This window comes from Allobosea robiniae, assembly GCF_900102525.1.
GTDB lineage: Bacteria > Pseudomonadota > Alphaproteobacteria > Rhizobiales > Beijerinckiaceae > Allobosea > Allobosea robiniae.
Window position 1 is genome coordinate 1 of record NZ_FNBZ01000007.1, and the last position, 21,032, is coordinate 21,032.

A 21,032-nucleotide genomic window follows, 5' to 3' on the forward strand; every position below is an offset into this window, starting at 1 on the left:
ATCGCCAACTGGACCATCCCCGGCAAGATGGTGAAGGGCATGGGCGGCGCGATGGATCTGGTCGCCGGCGTCAAGAAGGTCATCGTCGTGATGGAACACGCCAACAAGGCGGGCGAATCCAAGGTGCTGGAGCGCTGCACCTTGCCGCTGACCGGTGCTGGCGTGGTCGACCTCATCGTCACCGATCTCTGCGTGATGAGCTGCGCCAAGGAAAACGGCGGCGGGCTGACCCTGGTCGAGCTCGCGCCGGGCGTCACGCTCGACGAGGTCAAGGCCAGGACCGGCGCGCCCTTCACCGTCGCGCCAAGCCTCGCAAAGGCCGCGTGAGCGGCTCTATAGAAAGCTGTGCGAGGTTACCGACGGGGATGAAGCCCCACAGCCCGGCGCGGTGTACCTTCTTCGGCCTAAGGGCTCGCATTGAAGCTCAAGTGCATCGCCGGAGCAGCCGCCCGAATTTGCTTGGCAGCCACAAGTCTCAACTTCAGAAGCATGTACATTGCAAAGCCGCTGTCGAATGCTGACAAGCCGCTCTGCTTGGACTCTGGCGCTTTTGCGTACTCGGACGAGCGCGGAGCGAGGATGTCCAGCTGAGTCACGTCTCAAAAAATGAGAGAAGCCTCTTGGCAGTCTCCGCTGGCCGCTCTTCCGGCACCCAATGGCCGCAACCTGCGATGGATCCTCCTACAACGCTGGAAGCGAATTCCTTGAGCATGGGGATCATCTTTTCTCCATATCGGTGTTCCCCACCCAGAGCCATAACCGGGATCGTCAAGGGCGCCTTTTTCCAGGCGAGACCATTGGCGTGATCCAGAGGAAAGGCACGGTACCATTCGAGTGCGCCGCGGGTGTTTCCGACTTGCGCGAGAGCGCGAGCAAAAATCTCGATATCATGATGCTCGAATGCGCCGTGGTTGAAGGCTCTGTCCGATAAGAACGTTGAGACATACGTCAGCTCACGCCCCTGGATCAGCAATTCCGGCAAATCCCGTCGCATGTGAAATGCGAAGTGCCACACCTTTGGATCAGCGAAATTGGCTTCCCATTGACTCCAGCCGGGCATCGGAGCGTCCAGGATTGCGAGACGCGTCAAGGCCTCGCGGTGCTGGAATGCCAACGCAAGAGCAACCATGGCTCCGATATCGTGCCCACAGACGGCGTAACGGGCAAAGCCCAGCGATCTCATCGCGGCGTGTACGTCTGCCGCCATGGAAGCCTTGTCATACCCTGCTTGCGGCTTGTCTGAATGACCGGCACCTCGCAAATCGAGCGCGATCACCGTGTGGTGCTTGCTGAGTTCAGGCATGACCTTGTGCCATTCCCACCAAGTTTGGGGAAACCCATGCAAAAGAACGACAGGCGAACCCGATCCACCAATGACCGCGTGAAGCCCAACCTCACCCGCCATCACCATGCGATGTTCGAAACCTTCGAGCTTCGTGCTCATGGTCTCCTCCGTAGGTTCTAGTCGCAGCCTTGGATCAGCCCCCTGCGGTGCGTGATCTCCCGAGAAATTGCTTGATTGCGGCGGCCAGCTCGTGCGGCCTCTCCTCTGGCGGATAGTGGCCACATCGCTCGATCAGGACATCTTCGACATTGCTTGCGACCTGGCGGATCGTCCGCGACGATGCATCGCCGTATCCCCAGTCGGCGCCCACAGCGAGAACCGGCATTTGTAGAGGCGTCTGCCCCCACGCCCGATTGTCTTCGCGATCAATCGGTATGGTTCGGTAATAGCTGAAGGAGCTACGCAGCGCACCCGGCCTGGCGAGCGCCTGCGCATAGTGTTCGATTTCAGAAGAGCCGACGGCATTTGCGTCGAACAAGCCGACCTTCTCACGCCGCATGAAATGGTCGACGAACAGAAACTCTCGCCCCCTGACCAGCTCTTCCGAGATGTCGCCTGCCATGTTGAAGCCGAAATGCCAGCTCCCACCTCTGGCAACATCCATGCCCGCTTCTTGGCCAAAGGCAGGGAGGCTGCTCTCAATGAACACGAGATGGCTCACTTCGTCCGGCCACTGGGCAGCGTACGCAAAGGCGACGTGTCCTCCCAAGTCATGACCGGCAATAGCGATGCGCGACAAACCGAGTGATTGAACAAATTCTCTTAGACGCGCGGAGACCGTCTTCTTGTCGAACCCGCTATCCGGCTTCGATGAGTAACCGAAGCCTGGCAGATCGGGCGCGATTACGTCGTGCTCATTGCAGAGAAGTGGCATGATTTTTCGCCAGGCGAACGACGTCTGTGGCCATCCGTGAAGCAACAGGATCGGAGTGCCTTGGCCCACGCGCGTGTAGGCAAAGCGCATATCACGGGTGCGAACAGAACCGAGGGTCTCCGCAGCGTGGCCCATTACCCCAATCTCATTTCAGCTCAGCCGGGCGCAGTACCGCATAATTCGTTCCTGCATGCAAACAAGATTATATCGAGTTCATGGATGAGAACAATCGGCTAGGACGCCAACATATGGGGAGAGTGGTCACGGCGGCGAAAACGCGTCATTCGGGGCCGAATGACGCGACGCCGTAACGGCCCGGTCTGCTCATCGGAGCCGACCACAAACGAGCACGTTGAGAATTTAAGAGCGAGCTAGCGCATCCGCACGCAAGCGGACGTCAAGCGCCATCCCGGTCGGTATCAGGTAAGGCTGAACAAGGGGGATGAAGCAGCCGCTGCGCCGAGTTCGTCGGCGCTGGCAAGTAGCCAGGGCGCAATTTCTGTCATGCGAGCAGGCGTCATTCGAATGGTCGGACCTGCTACACTGATCGTGCCGACAGGGGTTCCCACACCGCGCTTGCGGATCGCGGTAGCCATTGCAGATGTGCCTATCTCGTAAGCCTCCGTCACGCACGCATATCCGAGCTGGCGCGTCCGCTCGATCTGCGTAAGCAGCTGCTCGATGGTGGCCGGAGCGTTGGGACCGAGTCCAGATCGATGCAGCCCCTGTTTCTCGACGACAATTTTCACTTGCTCGTCGCTGAGGTTCGCTAACCAGGCCTGACCATTGGCTGTGGCCGCAAGATAAACTTCCGGCTCGGTGTGCGGGACATAGAACAGGCCGCTTTGCGTGCTTTGAGATTTGGCTACCCAGGTCAAATGATCACTTTCGACGACGGCCAGCCGCACCAATTCTCCTGTTCGTTTGGCGAGGTCATCGAGAATCGGCTGAACAAGGTCGGTTATGCCGCTGGTGCCGAGATAGGCCAAGCCGAGAGCAGCGAGCTTTACGCTCAAATTCACGGTGCCGTCCGCCGAGCGAAAGAGGAAGCCACCATCGACCAGGCCCTGAACGGCTCGTTCAGCAGCTGCCGCCGGTATTTTTAATCTGTGGGCGAGGTCTCGCAATGGCAAGCCGGCGGGACATTGCGCCAATGTTTCGAGCATTCCTAAGGCTCGGATACGGCTAGACATGTCAATGCGCCGGTTCGGAGAAAATGGGTAGTCCTGTGCCGGCCTTGGCGATGGCGCTGGCTGCGCCGCGCAGGGAGGGCAGGATCTGATCCATTGCTTCGCTAGTCATGCGTATGACAGGCCCGGCGACACTGATTGTGCCGATAGGGCGTTGTGTCGCTTCGTCGAAGATGGCGACGGCGATCGCGGAAGTTCCCGGCTCGTAGGTTTCGAAGATTTTAGCATAGCCGAGTTCACGCGCGGCATCGACAAAGATCAACAGGTCTCGCATGGATCGTGGCGCGTTCGGTCCATACCCCTCACGCTTCAATCCCTGCTTGGCAGCGAGCTGCAACACCTCGTCCTCGTCAAGGCATGAAAGCCAAGCATGGCCGTTCGAGGTTGCGGCCAGATAGACCTCGGCTCCTTCGTCGGGGTTGTACAGAAGCCCACGCCTCGCGCCCTGTGCCTTCGCGACGCGGATGAGTTTTCGGTCATGGATGACGGCCAGCGTAACCAGTTCGCCGGTCTTGTCAGCGAGCCCGTCGAGGAGCGGCTGGATCCTGGTGGTAATACCGGTGGACGCCAGATGACTGAAGCCAAGGGCCACGATCTTTGCGGTTAGGCGGTAGGCCCCGCCATCGAACTCTTGGCGGACGTAACCTTCGTCTTTGAGGTCCGCGAGAAGGCGGTGCGTGGCACTTCGAGGGATGGCCAAAGTGTCGGCCACAGCCATGAGCGGCAGCCCGCCAGCGTGGCGCGACAACAAGTCGATGATCGCAATCGCCCGATCCATGGTGCCTCCGTTCCAATTGGACCCTATTCGATTTGGAACGGAGTGTCACTGTTCTTGACGAATGTGGAATTATGAGATTTATGGAACGAATTCCATTTTCTTGACGGACCTCACGCTTGGCAGATGCCCTTCTCCCGACCAGCGAGCCTTCCGCGTTGAAGGCGATCAGCGGCAGAACGCGACTTTTCGCTGTGCTTGGCGACCCTGTCGCCCAAGTCATGGCGCCGGCGATGATGAACCAGCTCTTTGTTGAGCGGGGCGTGGACGCAGTGCTGATCCCTGTGGAGGTATCAGCACGGTCGTTGGCGGCAGTCGTCAATGGGCTGAAACAGATCAACAACCTCGACGGGCTCCTCGTCACCGTCCCTCATAAGCGCAGCGTCCACGATCAGGCGGACATGTTGAGCGGCACCGCTCGGCTGGCAGGGGCGGTCAACGCCATGCGGCGCGAGGCTGACGGCACGTGGTTCGGAGATAACTTCGACGGCGAGGGCTTCGTACGCGGGCTGGAGCGGGCTGACCGCTCGATTGCGGGCAAGCGTTTCACGGTTGTTGGCGCCGGCGGGGCGGGTGTCTCGATCGCGGCCGCCATCCTTCGGGCGCAGGCCGCGAGCGTCACGATCGTCGACATAGACCGCGCAAGTGCGGAAGCGCTCGCGAGCCGCCTCGGCGAGAGGTGGCCCGGGCTTGCTCAGGTCGCGGATGTTCCCGATGCAGCAAGCGATGTGGTGGTGAACGCAACGCCGCTCGGTTTGGGCGGCAATGATCCACTGCCTTTCGAGCTGAATGATCTGCGTTCCGAATGCCTTGTCGCCGACATCATCATGAAGCCAGCCGAAACGCGCCTTCTCCGTGAGGCCGCTGCGCAGGGTTTCGCCACGCACCCGGGGCTTCCCATGCTGAGCGAGCAGATCCCTCTTTACCGGGAGTTTTTCCGGATTCCCTGAACCAACGACCTTGGCAGAAGACCAGGGCGCCTGGAGGAAACCTTGACGTATCAGTTCGATTTTTCAGTCCTACTTCCGTACTGGGAGCAATTGCTGCGAGGTTGCTGGCTGACAGTCCTGCTGTCGGCCATCTCGATCTCGGCGGGGCTCGTGATCGGAATCCTGACCGCACTCGCCAAGCAAAGCCGCTTCGCAGCGGCTCGGATCGCGGCCAGCACCTATGTCGAGATCATCCGGAACACGCCGTTCCTGGTGCAGGTCTTCTTCATCTTTTTTGGCCTGCCGGCTCTCGGCATCAGCTTTCAGCCCTGGAGCGCAGCCATCTTGGCGCTGAGCCTCAATTGCGGAGCGTTTTCGGCGGAGGTTATTCGTGGTGGAATCGATGCTATTGCGCGCGGACAGTATGAGGCCGGCACCGCCCTCGGCCTGAAGCCGCTGCAAATCTTCCGCCATATCATCTTGAAGCCGGCCCTGCGGATCATTTTCCCAGCATTATCCGGCCAGTTTGTCCTGACGCTCCTCACGACCAGCATTGTCTCGTCGATTTCTGCCGAGGAGCTCACTTCGATCGCCCAGTCGATCGACACGATGACGTTCCGAAGCTTCGAAATCTACATCGTTGCAACGATCCTCTACCTCACGATGTCGTTCGCCTTCGCAACGTTGTTCAAGCTGATCGACCGTCTCTATTTCTCTTATCCCGTGAAGTGAGGGCGGCATGATCAGAGAATTCGGTCTGTCGGAAGCACTCGCCATCCTGTCGGGCGTTCAGTCGACAATTCTCCTATCGCTTATCGCCTTCGCGGGGGGCGGAGTCGTCGGGCTGGCGATCGCATTGATGCGCACTTCGGAGCGCGCTTGGCTGCGCCGCTGTGCCGGCTTCTACATCGATTTCTTTCAAGGCACGCCGCTGCTCATGCAGCTGTTCCTGGTGTTCTATGGATTGCCGGTTCTCGGGTACAAGGTGAACCCTTGGGTCGCGGTGACCATCGGCTTCACCTTGCATGCCAGTGCATTCCTCGGCGAGGTCTGGCGTGGCAGCATCCAAGCCGTGCCGCGCGGACAAAGCGAAGCCGCCTATGCGCTGGGCCTGAGCTACGTCTCTCGGATGCGCAACGTCGTCCTGCCACAAGCCATGCGGATCTCAGTGGCGCCGACGGTGGGCTTCATGGTGCAGCTGATCAAGGGCACCTCACTCGCGGCGATTATCGGCTTCGTCGAGCTCTCGCGCGCTGCTCAGATCATCGCCAGCGCGACGTACAAACCGCTGCTCGCCTACGGCTGCGCCGCAATCGTCTACTTCCTTCTCTGCTTCCCGCTTTCACGCCTGAGCATGCGCCTCGAGAAGCGCTTCGCCGTGAAATCCTGAAGACCACACCAAAAGACCAACTGGAGGAAAATGCCTATGAAGTGGGTTGAATCATTCCGTCGCACCGCAGTGGCTTCGGCCATGTTCGTCCTCGCAACTTCTGCTGTCGCCGGCGCTGCGGCCGCACAGACGGTCGACTCGATCAAAAAAGGGGGCGTGCTTAAGATCGGATCGCAGGTCTCCCAGGTCCCCTGGGGCTTCAGCGATGCCTCCGGCAAGCTCACCGGCTTCGACATCGAGCTTGGTGAGATGCTGGCCAAGGACCTCGGCGTGAAGGCCGAAGTCACTCCGGTTACATCGAGCAATCGCGTCGCGGCGCTGCTCACTGGCCAGGTCGACGTTTTGGCCGCTGTGATGGGCATCTTCGCCGACCGCCAGAAGGTCGTGCTGTTCGCGCGGCCCTACACCACCAACGACACAATCTACATTGGCAAGGTTGGTGCCGACATCAAGGGATGGAACGACCTGAAGGGCGTGCGTGTCGGCGTTCCGCGCGGCACACCACAGGACATCGCCATCACGAAGGCGGCGCCGGCCGGCGCGACCATCCAGCGCTTCGACGACGATGCTGCAACCGTCCAGGCGCTTATTGCGGGACAGGTCGACATGATTGGCGGCGCCGCGACGCAGGTGCCGAATATCGCTCAGGTCGCCGGACCAGGAAAGTTTGAGCAGAAATTCGTCGTTGCCCGCGCCTACAACGCCTTCGCGGTGCGACCGGCGTCGCGGGAATGGGCCGGTTACCTCAGCGATTTCGTTGCCCGGAAGCTCGCGAGCGGCGAATTGCCAGCCCTCTACAAGAAGTGGATCGGCGGCGAGCTCGCTCAGATGCCCACGACTGGTGAGGGCGAGGCCGCCCTACCGATTTCGGTGGTGCAGTAACTGGCGCGCGGGCGGCATTGCGCCGCCCGCCTCTTTCCCATGAGCACACACATGTCAGACCAGCAACTCCGCGCGGATAATTCCACTCACCCCCCCATCGTAGACATCAGCGGGGTTCAGAAGTGGTTCGGCACATTCCAAGTCCTGAAGGACATCGCGCTGACGGTCGCGCGCGGCGAACGCATCGTGATCTGCGGGCCTTCCGGGTCGGGAAAGTCGACGCTGATCCGCTGCATCAATAGCCTTGAGCGCTACCAGGAAGGCCGGCTCGTCGTCGATGGTTACGACCTTGGTGCGGGGCAGAAGAACATTGACGCCGTCCGCGCCGAGGTCGGCATGGTCTTTCAGCAGTTCAATCTCTTTCCGCACCTCACGGTGAAAGAGAACTGCATGCTGGCGCCGATGAAGGTTCGCGGGACGTCGAAGAGGGACGCCCAGGAGCTCGCGATGCGCTTTCTCACGCGCGTTCGCATTGGTGATCAGGCCGAGAAATACCCAGCCCAGCTATCCGGCGGTCAGCAACAGCGTGTGGCCATCGCGCGGGCCTTGTGCATGACGCCGAAGCTCATGCTCTTCGACGAGCCAACCTCCGCCTTGGACCCCGAAATGGTCAAGGAGGTGCTCGACACGATGGTCAGCCTCGCCGACGAGGGCATGACCATGCTGTGTGTGACACACGAAATGGGCTTTGCCCGCAAGGTCGCGGATCGCGTGATCTTCATGGACCGCGGCGAGATCATCGAGATCGGCAAGCCGGAGCCCTTCTTCGCCAACCCGCAAAACCCGCGCACCCAGGCCTTCCTCGGGCAGCTCCTGCACTGAGCAGGTGGCGGCAAAGCACCCGCCTCGGAATGAAATCCAAAGGATCAAGCCATCATGCTTCCGGGCAAATTCTACGAAGAAATTCAGATTGGCGACGAGCGGCTGACTCCGCGCGTCACCGTAACCGAAGGGCATGTTCTGGCTTACGCCGGCGTCGCCGGTGACTTCTCCCCGATCCATATGGACGAGATTTATGCCCAATCGACAGTTTTCGGGAGCCGCATCGCGCACGGGTTGATGGGGCTGTCCCTGACCGATGGCATGAAGGTGCAGTCAGGCTTCTTCCATGACGGCATCGCCCTCGGCTGGACTTGGAACTTCAAGCGGCCGATCCGGATCGGCGACACATTGCAGGTCAAGTTCAGGATCGCGGATATGCGTATCCCCAGGAGCCGCAGCGATATGGGCATCCTGACCATCGCCATCGAGCTCCTCAACCAGCATGGCGAGGTGGTTCAGGAAGGCGAACACCGGCTGATGGTGCCACGCAAGCCGGACGCAGCGCCGGCGGAGGCCATCTGATGGCCCGCGACAAGTTCATGACGGCTGACCAGGCCGTCGCGCTGATCAAGGACAGCGATACCGTCGCGTTGATCGGAGGCGGTGGCGGCCTGATGGAGGCGACGCATACTTTCCGCGCCGTCTCGCGCCGTTTCCTCTCGACCGGCTACCCGCGCAATCTCACCGTGCTGCACGCACTCGGGATCGGCGACAAGAAGACCGAGGGCATGAACCACTTCGCCCATGAGGGGCTGGTGAAGCGCGTCATCGGCGGCCATTGGGTCTGGTCGCCGAAGATGCAGGAGATGGCGCGCGACGAGAAGATTGAGGCCTATGTCCTGCCGAGCGGCTGCGTGATGCAGCTGTATCGCGAGATCGGCGGGCAGCGGCCGGGCCTGTTCACCCATGTCGGTCTTGGCACCTTTGTCGACCCGCGCCACCAGGGCGGAAAGATGAATGCCTCTGCGAAAGAAGACTTGGTCGAAGTCGTCAACCTCGGCGGACAGGAACTGCTTTGGTACAAATCCTTCCCGATCAACGTCGCGATCATCCGCGGTTCCTTCGGCGATGCAGCCGGCAATATCAGTCTGGATCAGGAAGCGGCGAATGTGGATGTCTATGCCGCGGCTCTCGCGGCCCATAATTCCGGCGGCATCGTCATCGCGCAGGTTCGTACGGCGGTCGATGTAAATTCGCTTCCGGCGCGCTCGGTCCGAGTCCCCGGAGCCATCGTCGATGCCGTCGTGGTCGATCCCGACCAGCGCATGAGCTACGACCTGCCTTACGACCCGCTCATCTCCGGCGAGCGCCGCGGCCCGACGCCGCTCGATCCGCCCGAGCCGCTCAACATCCGCTCTCTGATCGCGCGCCGCGCCTATCAAGAGCTGACCGAAGGCGACGTGATCAATTTCGGCGTTGGCATTGGCGAGGGTGTTGCCAAGATGGTCGCCGAGCGCGGCGAAGTCGGGCGCTATTACCAGACCATCGAGCACGGGACTTATGGCGGCGCACTGCTGGTTGGCCTGCTCTTCGGCTTTGCCCGCAGCGCCTCGGCCATGATCGACGGGCCGTCCCAGTTCGATTTCTACGCCGGCGGCGGTCTCGACACCGCATTCCTCGGCTTTGGCGAGTTGGATGAGGCCGGCGACGTCAACGTCTCGAAGCTCGGCGGGCTGACCGTCGGTCCCGGCGGCTTCATGGACATCGCTCAGAATGCCAAGAAGGTCGTGTTCTGCGGCACCTTCGACACCAAGGGCAGCAGATTGGAGGTCGGCGGCGGCAAGCTCGCAATTGCGCAGCACGGCTCGGTGCGAAAGCTCGTCAGCAAGGTCGAGCAGATTACATATTCAGGCAAGCAGGCGCTCAAGCGCGGCCATAAGGCGGTGTTCGTAACCGAGCGGGCAGTGTTCAATCTGGAGAATGAGGGCCTCGTTTTGAGCGAAGTCGCGCCTGGCGTCGACATCCGCCGCGACATCCTCGAACGGATGGATTTCATGCCCCTCATCCCGCGCGATCCTCAGGTCATGGAAAGCGCAATTTTCTCGGAATTATCCGGCCTCTGAGCCGCGCGAGGATAGTATGGAATATCGGAATCTAGGCCGGACCGGCTTGAAGGTCTCGCGTATCGCGCTAGGCTGCATGAGCTATGGAGATCCGACGCGCGGCAACCATAGTTGGGTGATGAACGAGGATGAAGGGCGCCCCTTCATTCGCAAGGCACTGGAAGCCGGCATCAACTTCTTCGACACCGCGAATGTCTACTCCGATGGCGCTAGCGAGGAGGTTCTCGGCCGCGCCATCCGCGACTTCACCACACGAGAAGCCGTGGTAATCGCCACCAAGGTCTATGGCCCTATGCGTCCCGACGCGAACGGTCATGGCCTATCGCGAAAGGCGATCTTCGCAGAGATCGATGCCAGCCTTAGGCGTCTGGGTACCGACTACATCGATCTCTATCAAATTCACCGCTGGGACTATGAAACGCCCATCGAGGAGACGCTTGAGGCACTGAGCGACGTGGTTCGGGTCGGTAAGGCCCGTTATCTAGGAGCGTCTTCCATGCACGCTTGGCAATTCATGAAGGCGCTCGGCCTCCAGCGCCAGCATGGCTGGGCGCCTTTCGTCTCCATGCAGAACCATCTCAACCTTCTCTACCGCGAGGAGGAGCGTGAGATGCTGCCGCTATGCCGGTCCGAGGGAGTTGGTATCGTACCTTGGTCCCCCTTGGCGCGAGGCCGTCTGACGCGTCCCTGGCAGGACGAACCGGCAACCGCGCGCGCCGCGACGGACGAAGTGGGTAAGGGCTTCTACGACAAGGCCAAGGATGCCGACCGTTTGGTAGTCCAACGCGTTGGGGAAGTCGCAGAGCGTCTTGGCGCACCACGCGCTCAGGTGGCTCTCGCCTGGCTGCTGCAGAAGGAGGGTGTGTCGGCACCTCTGGTCGGTGCGACCAAGATGGCGCAGCTCGATGATGCCCTCGCCGCGCTTCAGCTCAAACTTCCGGATGATGAAATCGCTTCACTGGAGGAGCCTTACGCGCCGCATCAGGTCTCCGCCTTCGTGTGAAAGCGATAGCCCTGCCCGGAACTGCGGCGGGCAACGATGTGCCAGTTCGGGAAGGACAACCATGTTACCGTCGATCGCCACCGTGTGCGTTTCGGGCACGCTTCAGGAGAAGCTCGAGGCCATCGCCGCCGCCGGCTTCACGGCGGTGGAGATATTCGAGAACGACCTGATCGCCTTCCCCGGCTCGCCGGCGGAAGTCCGGCGCATCTGCGCCGATCTCGGCCTGAGCATCGTGACCTGCCAGCCCTTCCGCGATTTCGAGGGCATGCCGGAGGGGCGCCGCCAGCGCGTCTTCGACCGGGCCGAACGCAAGTTCGATCTCTTGCAGGAAATCGGCACCGACCTGCTCTTCGTCTGCTCAAGCGTCTCGCCGGAAGCCTTGCCGGGTATCGACAGGCTCGCCGCCGATTTCGCCGAGCTCGGGGAGCGGGCGGGCCGGCGGGGTCTTCGCGTCGGTTACGAGGCGCTGGCCTGGGGCCGGCATGTCTTCGACTATCGCGACGCCTGGGAGATCGTGCGGCGCGCCAACCGGCCGGAGGTCGGGATCATCCTCGATTCCTTCCACATCCTGGCGCGCGGCCTCGATCTTGCGGCGATCGGCACGATCCCGCGCGACAAGATCGAGATGGTGCAGATGGCCGATGCCCCGCTGCTGCAGATGGACCCGCTCTCCTGGAGCCGGCACTGGCGCTGCCTGCCGGGCCAGGGCGACCTCGATCTCTCCGGCTTCATGCGGGCGCTGACCGCGACCGGCTATGACGGCGTGCTCTCGCTGGAGATCTTCAACGATCGCTTCCGCGCCGGTTCCGCGCGTTCCGTCGCGCTCGACGGTCATCGCTCGCTGATCTGGCTGCTCGACGAGACCGCCCGGCAGGTCGGCAAGCCGGTGCCCGGCGCGGTGCCGATGCCGCCGCCGGCCCCGGTCGAGGCGGTCGAGTTCATCGAGTTCACGGTGTCGGAGGCCGAACGGCCCGGTTTCGAGAAGCTGCTGCGCGCGCTCGGCTTCGCACGCACCGGCGCGCACCGCTCCAAGGATGTCGATCTCTGGCGCCAGGGCGATATCCGCATCGTCCTGAACAGCGAGGCCGACGGCTTCGCCCATAGCTACCAGATCACGCACGGTACCTCGGTCTGCGCGCTGGCGCTGCGCGTGCCGGATGCGCAGGCCGCGATCGCGCGCGCCAAGGCCCTGCTCGACGTGCCCCATGCCGGCGCGATCGGGCCGGACGAGCTCGACATCCCCGCCGTGCGCGGGCTCGGCGGCAGCCTGCTCTATTTCCTCGACCAGGCTTCGGCGCTCGGCCGCTGGGCCGAGGTCGATTTCGAAGCGACGGGCGAGGCCTCGGACGATGCCGGGCTCACCGGCGTCGACCATGTCTCGCAGAGCATGCAGTACGAGGAGATGCTGACCTGGCTTCTGTTCTATTCCTCGCTGTTCGAGACGCGGAAGACGCCGAGCCAGGCCGTGCTCGATCCCGGCGGCGTGGTCCAGAGCCAGGTGATCGAGAGCGGGCTCGACGGCAGGAACGGCCATGGCCTCAGGCTCATCCTCAACGGCTCGCAGAGCCACCGCACGCTCTCGGCCCGCTTCATCACCGATTTCTTCGGCTCCGGCGTGCAGCATATCGCCTTCGCGACCGACGACATCGCCGCGACCGTCAAGCGGCTGGCTGCCAATGGCGTCGCCATGCTACCCATTCCCGAGAACTACTATGACGACCTCGAAGCCCGCTCGGACCTGACGGGCGAGGAGATCGACGCGATGAAGGCGCTGAACATCCTCCATGACAGCGATGCCGGCGGTGCCTTCCGTCAGGCCTATACGCAGACCCTGGATGGCGGGCTGTTCTTCGAGATCGTCCAGCGCGATGGCAATGCCGGCTATGGCGCGGCCAATGCCGGCATCCGGCTCACCGCGCAGTCCAGGCTCGCGCGTCCGATCGGCGTTCCCGCGCCGAGCCATGGTTGAGGAGAGATAAGCCGCATGAGCAGCCTGATCCTTCCCTATGCAGGGCTCGATGCCGGGCAGCCGGCCTCGCTCTCGCCGGATTACCGCTCGACCGTGGCGCGCAGCCCGCGCCAGGCCCCGATCGCGATCCCGCAGACGCTGACCGAGGTCACCGGGCCGACCGACTGGTCGCGCCTGATGGGGCCGGCGATGGCCGACCTCACCACCCAGCACAAGGCCGAGCCGCAGGGCCAGCGCATCGTCGTGACCGGCCGCGTGCTCGATGAGGACGGAAGGCCCGTGCCCAACACCGTCGTCGAGATCTGGCAGGCCAATGCCGCCGGCCGCTACATCCACGCCAAGGACGACTGGCCGGCGCCGCTCGACCCGAATTTCACCGGCGTCGGCCGTGCCATCACCGATGAGCAGGGCCGCTATCGCTATGTCACGATCCGGCCCGGCGCCTATCCCTGGGGCAACCACAAGAACGCCTGGCGCCCGGCCCATATCCATCTCTCGCTATTAGGCCCGGCCTTCGCGACGCGGCTGGTCACGCAGATGTATTTCCCCGACGATCCGTTGATCGAGATCGACCCGATCGCGAATGCCGTGCCGATGCCCTATCGCCAGCGCATGGTCTCGCGCTTCGATATCGGCACCACCGTGCCGAACTGGGCGCTGGGCTATGTCTTCGACATCGTGCTCAAGGGCCGCGACCAGACGCCGTTCGAGGACGACCATGACGACGACCACTGACTCTTCCGGCGGGGATTTGGAAACCCGCAACGCCGCGCCGCGGCAGGACAGCCAGGACCCGTCGATCTTCGGCCAGACGCCGTGGCAGACGGTCGGCCCCTATTTCCATTACGGCCTGCCCTGGAAGGGCGGCGCCGATCTGGTCGAGCGCTCCGAGATGGGCGCGCGGCCCGACCTGATGCCGCCGGAGCATTTCCTGCTCTCGGGCTCGAACGTCTCAGGTCAACCCGAGGGCGAGGTCATCGCGCTCGCCGGCTGCGTCTACGATGCCGACGGCAAGCCGATCGAGGACGCAATGATCGAGATCTGGCAGGCGAACGCGAACGGCCGCTATGCCAGCCCGGACGATAATCGCGCCGATGTGGTGCTCGACCGGCATTTCGTCGGCTTCGGCCGCGCCTCGACCGACAAGTCCGGCGTCTACCGTTTCCGCACGATCCGCCCCGGCCGCGTGCCCGGCCCCGGCAACAGCCTGCAGGCGCCGCATATCGCGCTCTCGGTCTTCGGCCGCGGCCTGCTGAAGCGCCTGCCGACAAGGCTCTATTTCGCCGACGGCGAGGGCAACGAGACCGACCCGATCCTCGCCCTCGTCCCCGAGCCGCGCAGGCACACCCTGATCGCCCAGCGCAAGCCGGACGGAACCTGGTGGCTCGACATCAACCTCGCCGGCGAAAACGAGACGGTGTTCTTCGATCTGTAGGTGATCCTCACTGTCGAGCGGAGGGTTTGCTGCCGCCGGCTCGACCGCATCCCGGAAATAGCCGGTCACCAGCCGCTCCAGCTCGACGCCGCTGAGCCTGGTCAGGTCGTAACGCGCCACTTTCGCCGTAAACGTGGTCTCGGCATTCGCGGTGCGTCGCAGCTCGTCAAAACCGCTCCATGTAGTGATCAAGGTGCTTGCCCATGAGGCCCAGCGCTTTGGAACGCTCATTGATCCGCAGGCTGGCGCTACTTACTTTCAGCCGGGCCATCTTGATCAACAACCCGAGACCGCAATCGTCGCACTTCATGGCTTGAAGTTGCTCCACAAGTCTCCGCAGGATTCTCAAAAACATGCGTCGTTCGGATAGCGCGCGCCCGTAGCGTCAGCATCATAGCGCCTGTTCGGCTGGGGCGGGCTCGAAGCCCGGACCATAGCCGATGACGTGCGGTGCCGGACCGCATGCGGAGGTTGGGTTGGGGGACCCTGTGCGGAGATTATCGAGAGTTCGTTGTACGGCGGCTCTGATCGCGATCTTCATCGCGGTCACGCCTGCTTACTCTGAGGAGGTCTCCGAGGTTTCGCTCTGGTCAAAACCCCGGTTGCTCGACGGCGACTGGCGCAACGACCTTGCAGGCTACGGCATCAGCTTCGACGCCTAGTGGACGCAGTTCTACCAAGGATTGCGCCTCTACTGCAATGTGCAGGAGCGCCCCCACCCCTTTTCGCGACAGCCTTAGGGGCATCATCTGCCTGCCGCGCCTGAATGCCCGCCTATCGGCGGGGTGCCAATGTCCGCAACTGGCGTGGCCCAGAATTCGGCCGCGAGCAACATTGAATCGATGTGTTGATGAAGCATTGCCAGCACGTGCCGGCCACCGGGATAAGGAGCTATAATTCGACCGGGCTCATAAGGCACTCTAATCAATGGCGCAGCCGAACTTCAACGATCTCGCCGCCTTCGCCATGGTCGCGAAGGAGCGCAGCTTCACCAAGGCGGGTGCCAAGCTGGGCGTCTCGCAGTCGGCGCTGAGCCAGACCATCAAGGCTCTCGAGGAACGCTTGAAGCTGCGGCTCCTGACGCGCACGACCCGAAGCGTCGCCCCGACCGAGGCCGGCATGCGGCTTCTCGAAAGCGTCGCGCCACGCTTCGACGAGATCGAGGCGGAGATCGCGGCACTCGGCGAATTGCGGGGCAAGCCGGCTGGGACGATCCGCATCACGGCCGGCGAACATGCCGCGATCTCCGCCCTGCAGCCCGCCCTGAAGCGCTTCCTGCCGGATCATCCCGACATCAAGGTCGAGATCATCGTCGACTATGGCCTCGTCGATATCGTGGCGGCGGGCTACGATGCGGGGGTGCGCCTGGGCGAACAGGTCGCGAAGGACATGATCGCCGTCCGGATCGGGCCGGAGATGCGCATGGCTGTGGTTGGATCGCCGGATTATTTCAAGCGCTTCGGTATTCCGGAGTCACCGCAGGACCTGGCCTCACATAACTGCATCGCGTCTCGTCTCCCGACCTATGGCGGGCTGTTTCCCTGGGGCCTCGAAAAGGATGGCCGCGAGGTCAAGGTGCGTGGCGATGGGCAACTCGTATTCAACAGCCTCGCGCTGCGCCTGAATTCGGCGCTCGACGGTCTCGGACTGGCCTATCTGCCGGAGGATCAGGCGATCCCGCATATCCGCGCCGGCAGGCTCATCCGGGTGCTCGAGGATTGGTGCCCGCCATTCCCCGGCTACCATCTCTACTATCCGAGCCGGCGGCATTTCTCTCCGGCCCTGTCGGTGCTCGTCGACGTCCTGCGCTATCGCGGTTGAACCCGTAATAGGTGATGACCATCACGAGCCCGGCGACGGCCGCGCAATGGATGAAGAAGCCCGCGACCGCCTCCTCGAAGTTCCACCAATCCAGCGTCATCTGCATGGAAAGCTTCGTACCCAGGCCGAGCTGATAGAAGCTCCAGACGCCATGGACTGCGATTGCTCCCGCGGTCACGCGCAGCGCGAGCATTCGCAGCGGGTTCGTTCCTTTGATCCCGAACAGGTTGCGCGCCACCCCCATCAGCATCGGCCAGCGCAGGCCGAGATGGATCGCGACGATGATCAGGGCCCAGTAGGCCGCCAGCGCGTGGATCTGCCGCGCCGTGAAGCCGTCCCAGGGCGGCAGGTATGGCGCCAGCGCGTTCGAAATCAGCACGCTGGTGAGGAGCAACGCCAGCATGGCGATCAGCAGCGCGAAGGTCACCGCGACATTGAACAGCCTGCGGGGCTCGCGCCGTGTCCGCGCAATCCCACCCCACCAGCGCCGGTTGAAGACGTTATGGGCAATGATCAGCAGGAACATCGCCGTTCCCGCCAGCTCATGGACAGCGTTGCCCAGCCACCAATAGGCGAAGCCGAGCAGCAGCAGCGCCGCGGTCAGGCCATCGAGCCACAAACGGGAGAGAAAAAGACGGTTCACCTCGCGTTTCCCTGCCTACTCGATCGGGGTGCCGTTGAAGCGGGGAATCCGGGAGCCAGTGAACAGATACTCTGCCCCCGACTGACTGCTGTGGCAGGACTGGCAGCGCGCAGTGTTCTCCGCGTTGTTGATGGTCTTGTCCGGCCAGAACCACTGGAACTGCCAGTCGCCGGTGCGGCGGCGTTCGTCGTAATCCGCGCCCCAGCCCTGGCCCTTCTCCATGACGAAATAGCGGAAGAGCTTGCCGTCGCGATGGTCGACGAGAACGAAATGCGTGCCGGCGGGCACGGGCTGGCGATCCTTGATCGCCTGGATCGCCTCGGGCGTGGTCATGATGTGCTCCATGACGTTGCCGCGGCGCACGGTGGTGTAGTGCACGAGCTTGTCGAGCTGAGGGAATGTGACCCGCGTTGCCTCGGCATGAACCTGCCAGCCGACGGCGAGAACGGCCGCCATGGACAAACCCGCCAGGGCGATCTGGAATGCAGGGATTTTCATCTTCATCTCGTTTTCTAGCGCCGGTACTGCTCGTCCGAGACGTGCTCCAGCCAATCGACGGTCTTGCCTTCCTGTGCCTCCGAGATGGCGATATGCGTCATGCCGGTGGCCGGAGCTGCGCCGTGCCAATGCTTCACGCCCGGCGGGATCCAGACGACGTCGCCGAGACGGATCTCCTGGATGGTGCCGCCCCAGTGCTGCACCAGTCCCGTGCCGGCCGTGACGATAAGCGTCTGGCCGAGCGGGTGCGTGTGCCAGGCGGTGCGCGCTCCAGGTTCGAAGGATACCGTGCCGCCGCTGACCCGCGCCGGCGCACTGCCCTGGAAACGGCCGTCGACCCGGACAGCTCCGGTGAAGTTCTGGGCGGCGCCGATGCTCGGCTTCTGCGAGCCGGCGCGCTGGACGACGACCTCCTGACTGGTTTGGGCCAGGGCAGAGGCGATGGGCAGCAGCATGGCGATGAGTGCGAGTCCTGGCGCGAACATCCCGGACATCATTTCGGCTTGAAGACGTCGCGGGCGACCCCGATCGCCGTGATGGCGTTCGGCCAGCCGGTGTAGAAGGCGAGCTGCGTGATCGCCTCGACGAGCTCCTCCTCCTTGACACCGTTCTGCCGCGCGAGCGCGAGATGCGAGCGGAGCTGATCGGGACGGTTCAGTGCGATCAGCGCGCTGACGGTGACCAGGCTACGGTCGCGCTTGGCGAGGCCCGGGCGCTCCCAGATGTCGCCGAACAGCACATTGTCGGTGAGCTCCGCCATCTTGGGCGCGATGTCGCCCATCAGTTGCTGGGCCCGGGAGGGCGGCTTGGCGGGAGTCGTGCTGGATGCGGCGGGTGGCTGGCTCTGGGCGATCACCATGGTGGACAGTCCTCCGGAGAGCAGCAGGACGGCTGCGGCGAACAGATTTCGGGTCAGTTTCTTCACGGGTGCACGGCTCCTCGGGGGCAAGGCCGTGACGGCCCCGGAACGGAACCGGGACGTCACGCTGCTGAAAGCTTTCACGGGATGGCCCAAGCGATGGGTCCGCGGGTTCTGAACGGTCAGACGAGGGTCCGGGCGAAGAACGGCGTCAGCTTGCCCAGCGCGGCGTCGACATATTTGGGGACCCAATAGGTCTCGATATGCGTCGCGCCCTCGATCTTGAACAGTTGCTTGTCCTTGGTGCCGACAGCCTTCGGGAACGCGTCCTCGGTCATGTAGAGGCTGTCGGCCTTGCTGCCGGCGATCATCAGCAGCGGCTGGTCGATCAGGTCGATCTGGTCGGTGGCATCCCAGCGCATCAGGTCGAGCAGGCTGCTCATCGTGTACTTGAAGGTCGAATTCGGATGCGCGTGCGTCTTCCAATAGTACTCGTAACCCTGCCGGTACATTTCGAAGGGAAGCTTGGCGATCTGCGCGTCGGTCAGGTTGGCGTCGCCCGCATAGAGGATTTCTCCCCCGGCCATCTCCTGGGCACGAGCCTGCGAAACCTGCTTCAGGCGGCCCTGAATCGTGTTCAGTTGCGAATCCGCGAAGCCGTTGCGACGAACCCGTCCCGAGTTGAACATGCTCAGCGTCGCGATGGTCTTGAACCGCTTGTCGGCCTTCGCCGCCGATAATGCGTAGCCGCCGCCACCGCAGATGCCGAGCAGGCCGAGACGCTCGGCATCGACGCCCGCATAGCGGGTGATGAAGTCCGCTGCGCCATGGATGTCCTCGATGCGGAACTGGGGCTTGTCGACGCTGCGCGGCTGGCCGCCGCTGCCGCCCTGATAGGCCGCGTCCATCGTGATCGTGATGTAGCCCTGTTCCGCCAGGCGCTGGGCATAGAGGCCCGCGACCTGTTCCTTGATGCCGCCATTCGGGTGCGCGACGACGATGGCGGGATACTTCCGGCTCTGATCGTAGTTCGCCGGGGTGTAGACATTGGCGACGATGTCCAGCCCGCCCAGCTTGTAGGTGACCGGGTGGATGTTGACCTTGCCCGGCTCGTTATTCGTGATCGCGCCGCCATAGACCAAGCCGAACGGATTCTGCTTGGAGTCGGCTGCGCCGGTGGTGGGATTGGCCATTGTTGAAACTCCTGGAACTGTAACGGAGAGCACGAGCGCGGAGGCCCCCAGGAATTCGCGCCTGCTCGTGTTGATGGCTGTCGTGGTCATTTCGACCTCCGATCCGTGATCCGAAGGGAGAGCGCTGCCCGCGTCGCGCCGGCTGTCGCGCAAGCGGTTCAGTCGAGCTTCTTCTCGGCCAGGAATATCGAGACCAGATCGGCGATCGCGACATTGTTGAGGTCGGACATCGGGAAATGCGTGTTGCCCTTGATGCCGATCTCGGGGAGATGCACGAGACGCGCGTCACCACCATGCTTGTTGACGGCTGCGACCCAGAGCTTGGCCATGGCGAGCCGCACGCGCCAGTTGTCCTGCCCACGCTCCGTGGTCGGCTCGACCGGAAAATTGTCACCGTAATAGATGACGATCGGGATGCGGGTGAGCTTCTGGAAATCCGCCGTCGGCACGGCCTCGGGCGACAAGGCCCCGGCCGCACTCGGCATAACCGGGGGCAGTTCACCCTCCGGGAAGATGAAGCCACTCCCCGGTTCGAAGGCGACGATGCCTTTAACGTTCGCGCTCTTGATCGCCGTCAGCCAGCCCGGACCGCCGCCCTGGGAATGCGTGAACAGGATTGCAGGACCGGTCTTGGCGAACAGCGCCGCCATCGCGTTGGAGATCACGCCGGCATCGTAGGGCCCGGTGTTCGGCGTCACCGAGCGGAAGAACTGGTTCAGCGTCTCGGGCTTGCGGTCGAACTGGACATTGTCGAAGTAGTTCGGCCATTTGCCGAGCCGGAACTGATCGAAGAAGAGTTGATCGTAAGGGGTGGGCTCGATCGTCGTCGCGACGGTGCTGTTGCCAGCCCGCCTGCGGCGCGGCTGATCCACCAGATAAACGGGGAAACCGCGGCGCAGGAACAGGGTCTGGAAGCCTTCGCGCCCGTCGGAGGTCGCCTCCCAGCTCCGCGCCGACTGGAAGGCGCCGTGCAGCATCACGATCGGCAACGCCTTCGGGTTCTGCGGAACCTGATAGAAGGCGTAGAGATGGTCGCCGTGCAGGCTTTGGCCTGCGGCCGTCGGCTTGTTGTTATCGTAGGTGCCTGCGGTATTCGCCACCGTCCCGCCGACGGCGAAGCTGCCCTGCTCCTGGATCGTCAGAGGCACGGGGTTGGCTGCCTGCTGTTGAGCGAGCGCGGGTGTCGAGCCGATCAGGCCGGCCGCCAGAAGGAAGGGCGGAATAAGGAATTTGGTCTCGATGGAAGGCATTTGCCCCTCGTTCGCTGCATCAGCTTGCGAGGAACCTAGTCACAGACCCACTCTTCGATTAGCCATCTGGATTCGATAGGGCTAATAAGCT

The 21,032-nt window shown here is 62.9% G+C and carries 23 protein-coding genes and 1 pseudogene; 13 read left to right on the forward strand and 11 right to left on the reverse strand.

Going from position 1 to position 21,032, the window contains the following annotated elements; all coding sequences use genetic code 11:
- Window positions 1–327 (forward strand): CoA-transferase (locus BLQ70_RS18825; protein ID WP_280140827.1); only part of this gene is annotated, 327 nt, incomplete at its 5' end.
- 265 nt (window positions 328–592) lie between these two features.
- Here BLQ70_RS18825 and BLQ70_RS18835 read toward each other — a convergent pair.
- The 4 genes from BLQ70_RS18835 to BLQ70_RS18850 all read right to left on the reverse strand — a co-directional run bounded on the left by BLQ70_RS18835 (window position 593) and on the right by BLQ70_RS18850 (window position 4,187).
- Window positions 593–1,444 carry an alpha/beta fold hydrolase gene (locus BLQ70_RS18835; protein WP_061971538.1) on the reverse strand — a complete coding sequence of 284 codons (852 nt, stop codon included), beginning with the start codon at window positions 1,442–1,444 and terminating at the stop codon, window positions 593–595.
- Between the two features lie 34 nt (window positions 1,445–1,478).
- Window positions 1,479–2,354 carry an alpha/beta fold hydrolase gene (locus BLQ70_RS18840; protein ID WP_091859808.1) on the reverse strand — a complete coding sequence of 292 codons (876 nt, stop codon included), beginning with the start codon at window positions 2,352–2,354 and terminating at the stop codon, window positions 1,479–1,481.
- Window positions 2,355–2,638: 284 nt separating this feature from the next.
- Window positions 2,639–3,385, reverse strand: a complete 747-nt coding sequence (locus tag BLQ70_RS18845) for an IclR family transcriptional regulator (RefSeq protein WP_162260153.1) — start codon at window positions 3,383–3,385, stop codon at window positions 2,639–2,641.
- Between the two features lie 28 nt (window positions 3,386–3,413).
- Window positions 3,414–4,187, reverse strand: a complete 774-nt coding sequence (locus tag BLQ70_RS18850; protein WP_061971531.1) for an IclR family transcriptional regulator — start codon at window positions 4,185–4,187, stop codon at window positions 3,414–3,416.
- Between the two features lie 155 nt (window positions 4,188–4,342).
- Here BLQ70_RS18850 and BLQ70_RS18855 point away from each other — a divergent pair, with 155 nt between their 5' ends.
- From BLQ70_RS18855 to pcaG, 11 genes are all read left to right on the forward strand, one after another.
- Window positions 4,343–5,134 carry a shikimate dehydrogenase family protein gene (locus BLQ70_RS18855; protein WP_091860711.1) on the forward strand — a complete coding sequence of 264 codons (792 nt, stop codon included), beginning with the start codon at window positions 4,343–4,345 and terminating at the stop codon, window positions 5,132–5,134.
- Window positions 5,135–5,176: 42 nt separating this feature from the next.
- The gene (locus tag BLQ70_RS18860) at window positions 5,177–5,845 is read left to right on the forward strand and encodes an amino acid ABC transporter permease (RefSeq protein WP_061971528.1); all 669 of its coding nucleotides are present in this window, start codon (window positions 5,177–5,179) and stop codon (window positions 5,843–5,845) included.
- A 7-nt stretch (window positions 5,846–5,852) separates the two neighbouring features.
- Entirely contained in the window at window positions 5,853–6,503 is a 651-nt protein-coding gene (locus tag BLQ70_RS18865; RefSeq protein ID WP_061971527.1) for an amino acid ABC transporter permease, read from the forward strand.
- A 36-nt stretch (window positions 6,504–6,539) separates the two neighbouring features.
- Complete coding sequence (locus tag BLQ70_RS18870) at window positions 6,540–7,385, forward strand: transporter substrate-binding domain-containing protein (RefSeq protein ID WP_170843465.1); 846 nt, start codon at window positions 6,540–6,542, stop codon at window positions 7,383–7,385.
- Between the two features lie 51 nt (window positions 7,386–7,436).
- A complete protein-coding gene (locus BLQ70_RS18875) occupies window positions 7,437–8,207 on the forward strand; it encodes an amino acid ABC transporter ATP-binding protein (protein ID WP_139163584.1) in 771 nt (256 codons plus the stop codon).
- A gap of 54 nt (window positions 8,208–8,261) precedes the next feature.
- A complete protein-coding gene (locus tag BLQ70_RS18880) occupies window positions 8,262–8,729 on the forward strand; it encodes a MaoC family dehydratase (RefSeq protein WP_091859814.1) in 468 nt (155 codons plus the stop codon).
- Window positions 8,729–10,270: an acyl CoA:acetate/3-ketoacid CoA transferase gene (locus BLQ70_RS18885; protein WP_091859816.1), complete on the forward strand. Its 1,542-nt coding sequence runs from the start codon at window positions 8,729–8,731 to the stop codon at window positions 10,268–10,270. Before BLQ70_RS18880 ends, BLQ70_RS18885 begins: the two co-directional genes overlap by 1 nt.
- Before the next feature lie 16 nt (window positions 10,271–10,286).
- On the forward strand, window positions 10,287–11,273 hold the full coding sequence (locus tag BLQ70_RS18890; protein ID WP_091859819.1) for an aldo/keto reductase: 987 nt from the start codon (window positions 10,287–10,289) through the stop codon (window positions 11,271–11,273).
- Window positions 11,274–11,334: 61 nt separating this feature from the next.
- A complete protein-coding gene (locus BLQ70_RS18895) occupies window positions 11,335–13,242 on the forward strand; it encodes a bifunctional sugar phosphate isomerase/epimerase/4-hydroxyphenylpyruvate dioxygenase family protein (RefSeq protein WP_091859822.1) in 1,908 nt (635 codons plus the stop codon).
- A gap of 15 nt (window positions 13,243–13,257) precedes the next feature.
- Entirely contained in the window at window positions 13,258–13,977 is a 720-nt protein-coding gene (pcaH, locus tag BLQ70_RS18900) for a protocatechuate 3,4-dioxygenase subunit beta (protein WP_091859825.1), read from the forward strand.
- Window positions 13,961–14,677, forward strand: a complete 717-nt coding sequence (pcaG, locus tag BLQ70_RS18905; protein WP_170843466.1) for a protocatechuate 3,4-dioxygenase subunit alpha — start codon at window positions 13,961–13,963, stop codon at window positions 14,675–14,677. The genes pcaH and pcaG overlap by 17 nt, the downstream gene beginning before the upstream one ends.
- 166 nt (window positions 14,678–14,843) lie before the next feature.
- On the opposite strand, the gene BLQ70_RS25700 is transcribed toward pcaG, so the two are convergent.
- Complete coding sequence (locus BLQ70_RS25700; protein WP_170843467.1) at window positions 14,844–14,987, reverse strand: hypothetical protein; 144 nt, start codon at window positions 14,985–14,987, stop codon at window positions 14,844–14,846.
- Window positions 14,988–15,604: 617 nt separating this feature from the next.
- Between BLQ70_RS25700 and BLQ70_RS18920 the strand changes: the two genes are divergently transcribed.
- Window positions 15,605–16,498 (forward strand): LysR family transcriptional regulator, encoded by an 894-nt coding sequence (locus BLQ70_RS18920; RefSeq protein ID WP_091859832.1) that lies wholly within the window; start codon window positions 15,605–15,607, stop codon window positions 16,496–16,498.
- 265 nt (window positions 16,499–16,763) lie between these two features.
- Here the strand turns inward: BLQ70_RS18920 and BLQ70_RS26155 are convergent.
- The 6 genes and pseudogenes from BLQ70_RS26155 to BLQ70_RS18950 all read right to left on the reverse strand — a co-directional run.
- Window positions 16,764–17,024, reverse strand: a pseudogene (locus BLQ70_RS26155) (DUF4405 domain-containing protein); the annotation flags it as partial.
- Between the two features lie 132 nt (window positions 17,025–17,156).
- Window positions 17,157–17,639, reverse strand: a complete 483-nt coding sequence (locus BLQ70_RS18930) for a cytochrome P460 family protein (RefSeq protein ID WP_091860717.1) — start codon at window positions 17,637–17,639, stop codon at window positions 17,157–17,159.
- Between the two features lie 14 nt (window positions 17,640–17,653).
- The gene (locus BLQ70_RS18935; protein WP_091860720.1) at window positions 17,654–18,124 is read right to left on the reverse strand and encodes a (R)-mandelonitrile lyase; all 471 of its coding nucleotides are present in this window, start codon (window positions 18,122–18,124) and stop codon (window positions 17,654–17,656) included.
- Window positions 18,125–18,132: 8 nt separating this feature from the next.
- Window positions 18,133–18,564: a carboxymuconolactone decarboxylase family protein gene (locus BLQ70_RS18940; RefSeq protein WP_091859834.1), complete on the reverse strand. Its 432-nt coding sequence runs from the start codon at window positions 18,562–18,564 to the stop codon at window positions 18,133–18,135.
- 116 nt (window positions 18,565–18,680) lie between these two features.
- Complete coding sequence (locus BLQ70_RS18945) at window positions 18,681–19,781, reverse strand: alpha/beta hydrolase (RefSeq protein ID WP_091859836.1); 1,101 nt, start codon at window positions 19,779–19,781, stop codon at window positions 18,681–18,683.
- A gap of 68 nt (window positions 19,782–19,849) precedes the next feature.
- On the reverse strand, window positions 19,850–20,941 hold the full coding sequence (locus BLQ70_RS18950; protein WP_091859839.1) for an alpha/beta hydrolase: 1,092 nt from the start codon (window positions 20,939–20,941) through the stop codon (window positions 19,850–19,852).
- Window positions 20,942–21,032: the final 91 nt, after the last annotated feature.